The organism is Planctomycetia bacterium (genome assembly GCA_034440135.1).
Taxonomy (GTDB): Bacteria; Planctomycetota; Planctomycetia; order Pirellulales; family JALHLM01; genus JALHLM01.
In genome coordinates this window covers 1-5402 of the sequence record JAWXBP010000084.1, presented here as the reverse complement: position 1 = coordinate 5402, position 5402 = coordinate 1, and the positions used below count along the sequence as shown (strand labels likewise).

The following is a 5402-nucleotide window of genomic DNA, read 5'->3' as shown; positions in this document are numbered from 1 at the left end:
TGCTCAGCGTCGGCCCGATTTATTCGACGAGCAACTTTCCCGACGAAGTGCATCGCATCGCTGACATCGGTAGGACGGATGTCGCGAGCGCCAAGGTTGCCTGCCTGGGCCGTTTCCTCGATGCGGACTACGTTTGGCGCCAGCCCCTCCCCGCGACGAAGCTTCCCGAGGTTGTGGCAGCGCTCTACCTGGAAAAAATTGCTCGCGATCAAGTGTTGCGGGAATACTACTCGGCGTTTCCCCTGATCTGGCGGCCGGCGCCGACAGAGCAATGCGAGTTCTTCGCGTCGCCAGATTTCTTCGAGGATCGATTTGGTAACGACGGTGACCAATATGCGGTTATGTACGATCCAGATTCGCAGTTAATCTACATCTGGAACCGCTTCCGCTTCTGATCGACAGAAAACACCGCTATGCCCCCCGGCCAATTCAAAGTCCTTTACGACGGCGAGTGTCCGTTTTGCCGTCTAGAAGCCCGCTGGCTCGGCCGTCTGGATCGGCGAGGACGGTTGTTGCTGGAGGACATCGCCGCACCGGAGTTTGATCCCGCGCAGTACGGAACCACGCTGCCCGCGTTGATGGGCACGTTGCACGGCGTTCACGCCGACGGTCGCCAAACACATGGCGTCGAAACCTTTCGCCAGGCCTATCGTGCGGTCGGCCTCGGCTGGGTGCTGGCCCCCACCGGTTGGCCGATCCTGCGCCCGTGCTTTGATTTCGCTTACAACATCTTCGCCCGCTACCGTATCCGCCTAGGCGGCCTCTTCGGCCGCGGCTGCACGGACCGGTGCGAGATGCCGGAAGCGCGGATCAAGTAGCGTTTCGTAGGTCAGGCACCGCCGTTGAAGCGAGAAATCAGGCGAGAGGGACAATTGATGTCGCGTCCCAAGACGTTCTGGAAGACGTGCCTGACAGGAGTAGACGTCGAACTGTCAGGCAATTTGCCGGCACAAGTTTTGGATGTTGGTTCGCGATGTTGATGCGCTGGCCTACTCGCCTTCGACTGGGGTGCCTGACCTACAGGATTTGATGCTCGTTGTGGCGCTCAGCGACATCATGCTCGCCTGAGTCGAACCGAGCGCTCAACGTCTCGTAGACATCCATGAGCGACGGCACTTCGCCTTGCGCGCCCACAACCTGCGGGACAAACTCCACCTCGCAATGCTCCGGCAGGTCCGGCGGCGCGATCGGCCGGAACACGCCGTTTTCATAGACCGCACGTACTAGTTCCACGGCAACTCTCCAATTCCTTGTTGTGCCACTCTCCCATTATACCACCTGTGCCGGCAGCATTCGCGTAGACCGGAAAACTCGCTCGATCAAACGCAAAAACCCTCGCATGGCCGAACCATGCGAGGGTTTGAATTTGCTGCATTGACTTCCCGGCTCACGCTTACCAGCGGCGGGCGTGCTGCTGGTTGACGTCGTCGAAGTCCAGGAACCACCAGCCGTCGTCCCATTCCAAGGTCACTTTCCGCCAGCCCAGCGGCACTTGCGGATAAGGATAGAACGGGCCGATGTACGGCCACGCGGACGCCGAGTATTGCTTCGGATATGTCACCGCGGCGTAGTTCGGATGCGCGGCGTAGCTCGGCCACGCGTAATTCGGCAAGTTCGGCTGATCGTAATTCACCGGGGCGACGCCGCCGGCGGGGCCGGGCATCGAGGCCGGCATCGGAGCGCCGGTCGAGCCGCCGCCGTAGTAGGCGTCCGGCACTTCGCGAGCGTCGGCAGGTTGGAACGAACCCGGCGCGGCTGCGACAGGAGCGTCGTCCGCGTGATAGCTCGTCGTGCGGCCGACGCGCGGCTTCTTGGCGGACGTCTTGCGTTCCAGCGGCAACGGCATGTCTTCTTCGGCGCTCGTCTGGCGAGCGATCGAAGACTTGGCCTTGCGGCTGGCCGTCTTCTTTGTCGGGGCCGGCGTTTCCGCGGCCACGACTTCGACGTCGTTAATCACGTGCTCAATGCCTTCGATCCGCTCGACGATTTCAATCGCCGCAGTCAGTTGTTCATCGCTCCGCACGCGTCCGGACAGCCAGGCGGCGCCGTCCTGGTACTTCACGCCGATGTTGTAGTCGACCAACGCGCCGCTGTCGCGCAGTTCGTTGGCGATCTGTTGCGCCATCTCCCGATCTCCGGCAACCGCGACGCCCGGCAGACTGACCGCCAAGGCAACGAGCGCCACCGCAATCCTTGAAAGTCGCATGGTTCCCCCCTCTGAAACTTTGGTAACGCGCTAGCTTATCGCGAGATCGCCCCGGGCAGGGTCTAGTGGCCCGGCCTGGGCGACGCGGCCGGTCGGCGTTTTCGCACGGCTGGTGTCGATGGCTAATCTCCGCCGCGCAGTCAGGCCGCACGAGGGAAACCAGCCACCTAGGTATCTCATTCGGCTGCCGGTTGTAGCGGAAGGAATCTTTTTTTCGATTTTGCCGCAACGGCCGGTCGTAGCGAAGTTGCCGGAAATTCCCTCGATGGCCTAAACCACGCGACTTCCGCGAATGGAGGAACAAGCAGACTTCCAGCCCCGTTAGGGGCGACAGATAGTAGCCAGGGGTGCCAACCCCTGGAAATGTCGCGCAAGCAGATGCCTTAAGCCCCAACGGGGCGACACCGATTGCCGATTCGCCATATTGTGAATCGTGTCGCCCCGATGGGGCTGAGCGTTTCAAATAGGTTCGCAGTTCCAGCGGTTCGCACCGCTGGCTATTGTCTGGCGCCCCTTTCGGGGCTGAAGTTCGCAAGCGTACGCCCGGTACGGCGGCAACTCCCCCTCGCCGGCGCGTCGGGATAATATGGTCGGTTCACGCGCCAATCATTTAGGCAGACGCTTCCCCATGCTCAGTCTGAAATCAAGCACCGCCCCGTGGTGGCTGGAGCGGGTGGAGGAAAACCTCGAGGAGATCCTGCTCGACCACGCGCATTGCGAGAAAAAAGCCGCCGGCACGGCGATGAACTTGATCTTCGCATACGTGGATCGCGTCGAATTGGTGAAGCAACTCTCGCCGATTGTCACGGAGGAGCTAGACCACTTCCAACAGGTGATTGACCTGATTCAGGCCCGCGGCATGCGCTTCCGCCGGCTAACGCCCAGCAACTACGGGCAGCAACTCGGCGAGCTGGTCCGCAAATTGGAACCGGGGCGCGCCATGGATCGGTTGCTCGTCGCCGCGCTGATCGAAGCCCGTTCGTGCGAGCGGTTCGCCTTGCTCCGCGATCGGCTCCAAGACCGCGAGCTAGCGGCGTTCTACGGCAGTCTGTTCGAGTCCGAAGCCCGGCACCACGCCACGTATGTGCAAATGGCGTTAATGTTTGCGCCGGAGTCCGTCATTTTCGAGCGGCTCCAGGAATTGGCCGAACGCGAGGCCGAGATCATCGACCGCGGCGACCCCAACCCCCGCGTTCACGGCTAGGGTGCGTCGCATTACCCTCCGAGCTTGATCCCGCAGGAACGGCACACGTGGACATCTTCCTTCATGAACAGCCCCACCCAAAAAAGTGGGAAACACGTAGTCAGTAAGGCGATCAACGTCACCCATCCGGCCACGGAGACTTGCGACTTCCGATAAGGCGGCGACTGCGTATGGCAGAACGGGCAATCGAACCCGGTCCCGGCGGACGTTGCGGCCACGAACTTTGCCGTGACCGGCCGCACCGGCGGCGGTGACACGCGCGGAGGAGGAGGCGCATGGCTAGCGATCTCGAACAACTGATGGCAGTGAGGGCAGTTCACCGGCGCGGGCACGGCCGCGGCGGTGGCGACAAAAGCCTGTTGGCAGTAAGGACATGCGAACGTAGCCATCGTCGATTGCTCCCCCAGTCGGATCACAACTGCGCCGGGCGGCAAAAGAATTCCCGTCGTTGTGGTATTTCGTCTGTCACGTCCAAGTCTTGAACGCATCCAAAAGACATTTCCGCGACGATCCGCGTTGGAAGCTGGTTTTTGAATCTCGCTGACCCTTGCCTCAGGAACGCCCACGATGTCGACCAAAACACGTCTCCAGGGACAACTGACTCGCTCCCGAAACTTCCTGGAAAAGATCCTCGCTGACTTCAAGACTCCGCAGGAATGGACGCACCAGGTCCACCCCAAGGCCAACCACGCCCTCTGGGTGGCCGGACATCTGACGACCGTCGATAACTTTTTCACATCACTGGTCGCACCCGAAAAGGCCAAGGACCTGCCGGGCTATAACGAAAAATTCGGCATGGGCTCGCAGCCTGTCGCCGACGCCACGGCCTACCCCGCAACGGATGAATTGCTGCACAACTTCCGCGAGCGCCGCGAGACGTTGCTCGGCGTGCTCGACAGCATGACCGACGAACAACTCGCTGAAAAAATGCCGCCGGGCTCGCCGGATTTCTTTACGGACAAGGCCTCGGCGTTCGAGCTCGCCGCTTGGCACGAGGGAATGCACAGCGGCCAGGCAACCATCGCCCGCCGGGCGCTGGGCAAGAAGCCGCTGATGGGCGGCTCGCAGGACTAAGGCCTAACGCGGAATCTCCCACACCAGCCCGTAGCGCCAGCGAGGGAGAGAGAACTTGGCTTACCGATAAAGATAAAACTCTCAGTTGCTTCGTTTGCAACGCAACCGAGAGCTTCGTCTTGATTGACTTGCGGCGTCCACTCTCCCTCGCTGGCGCTACGGGCTAGTATCCACGCCCGAGGCGGCGGCAATGCCATGTGGCGGCGTGCTTGGTATAATCCGGGCGCGTGGTCCGCGCGTTCGCGGTGCGCAGGGAAGGCGAGGCTTTGACGCACCAGGAGTTACGAACATGAAGCTGGGTTTTGTTTCCGCGATTCTACCGGATCAATCGCTCGACGAAGTTCTCGAGGCCGCGGCCGCCATTGGCTACGACTGCGTCGAGGTCATGTGCTGGCCTCCCGGTGGATCGTCGCGCCGCTATGCGGGCGTGTGCCACATCGATTGCGTCAATTTCGGCCAAGCGCAAGCCGACGGCGTCCGCGCGCTGTGTGAGAAGCATGGCGTCGAGATCTCCGGACTCGGCTACTACCCGAACATCCTCTCCGGCAACGCCGAGGAATCGCAAGTCGCCATCGAGCAACTGAAGCGCGTGATCGACGCCGCCAGGTTGCTCGGCTTGAAGAACGTCAACACCTTCATCGGCAACGATCACACGCAACATCCGGACTTGAACTTCGCCCGCTTCAAAGAAGTCTGGCCGGAACTGATTCGCTATGTCGAAGGCGCCGGCGTGTATCTCGGCATTGAGAATTGCCCGATGCTCTTCTCGCGCGACGAATGGCCCGGCGGAAAGAATCTGGCGCATTCCCCGTCGGTGTGGCGGAAGATGTTCGAGACGATCCCCTCAAAGCACTTCGGCCTGAACTACGATCCGTCGCACCTCGTGCTGCAGCGGATGGATTACATCGAGCCGTTGCG

Annotated in this window: 8 protein-coding genes; 5 read left to right on the top strand and 3 right to left on the bottom strand. The window is 61.3% G+C overall.

The features are described from left to right. Both SGJ19_04890 and SGJ19_04885 read left to right on the top strand, forming a co-directional pair. Positions 1-395, top strand: a 395-nt coding sequence (locus SGJ19_04890) for a hypothetical protein (protein MDZ4779569.1), incomplete at its 5' end; no start/stop codon positions are given. An 18-nt stretch (positions 396-413) separates the two neighbouring features. After that, on the top strand, positions 414-818 hold the full coding sequence (locus tag SGJ19_04885) for a DUF393 domain-containing protein (GenBank protein MDZ4779568.1): 405 nt from the start codon (positions 414-416) through the stop codon (positions 816-818). Positions 819-1017: 199 nt separating this feature from the next. Here SGJ19_04885 and SGJ19_04880 read toward each other — a convergent pair whose 3' ends face one another. Both SGJ19_04880 and SGJ19_04875 read right to left on the bottom strand, forming a co-directional pair. Further along, positions 1018-1233, bottom strand: a complete 216-nt coding sequence (locus tag SGJ19_04880) for an antitoxin family protein (protein MDZ4779567.1) — start codon at positions 1231-1233, stop codon at positions 1018-1020. 160 nt (positions 1234-1393) lie between these two features. Then, entirely contained in the window at positions 1394-2206 is an 813-nt protein-coding gene (locus SGJ19_04875) for a BON domain-containing protein (protein ID MDZ4779566.1), read from the bottom strand. A 628-nt stretch (positions 2207-2834) separates the two neighbouring features. On the opposite strand from SGJ19_04875, the gene SGJ19_04870 reads away from it, so the two are divergent. Beyond that, on the top strand, positions 2835-3410 hold the full coding sequence (locus SGJ19_04870) for a tRNA-(ms[2]io[6]A)-hydroxylase (protein ID MDZ4779565.1): 576 nt from the start codon (positions 2835-2837) through the stop codon (positions 3408-3410). Between the two features lie 11 nt (positions 3411-3421). Here the strand turns inward: SGJ19_04870 and SGJ19_04865 are convergent, their stop codons facing one another. Beyond that, positions 3422-3799 (bottom strand): LITAF-like zinc ribbon domain-containing protein, encoded by a 378-nt coding sequence (locus SGJ19_04865; GenBank protein ID MDZ4779564.1) that lies wholly within the window; start codon positions 3797-3799, stop codon positions 3422-3424. Positions 3800-3977: 178 nt separating this feature from the next. Here SGJ19_04865 and SGJ19_04860 point away from each other — a divergent pair, with 178 nt between their 5' ends. Both SGJ19_04860 and SGJ19_04855 read left to right on the top strand, forming a co-directional pair. Further along, positions 3978-4484 (top strand): DinB family protein, encoded by a 507-nt coding sequence (locus SGJ19_04860; protein MDZ4779563.1) that lies wholly within the window; start codon positions 3978-3980, stop codon positions 4482-4484. A gap of 289 nt (positions 4485-4773) precedes the next feature. Next, on the top strand, positions 4774-5402 hold a 629-nt coding region (locus SGJ19_04855; GenBank protein MDZ4779562.1), incomplete at its 3' end, for a sugar phosphate isomerase/epimerase family protein.

Coding starts and splice junctions, on each gene's coding strand:
- SGJ19_04885 (MDZ4779568.1), top strand. CDS start 414: ATGCCCCCCGGCCAATTCAAAGTCCTTTACGACGGCGAGTGTCCGTTT.
- SGJ19_04875 (MDZ4779566.1), bottom strand. CDS start 2,206: ATGCGACTTTCAAGGATTGCGGTGGCGCTCGTTGCCTTGGCGGTCAGT.
- SGJ19_04870 (MDZ4779565.1), top strand. CDS start 2,835: ATGCTCAGTCTGAAATCAAGCACCGCCCCGTGGTGGCTGGAGCGGGTG.
- SGJ19_04865 (MDZ4779564.1), bottom strand. CDS start 3,799: ATGGCTACGTTCGCATGTCCTTACTGCCAACAGGCTTTTGTCGCCACC.
- SGJ19_04860 (MDZ4779563.1), top strand. CDS start 3,978: ATGTCGACCAAAACACGTCTCCAGGGACAACTGACTCGCTCCCGAAAC.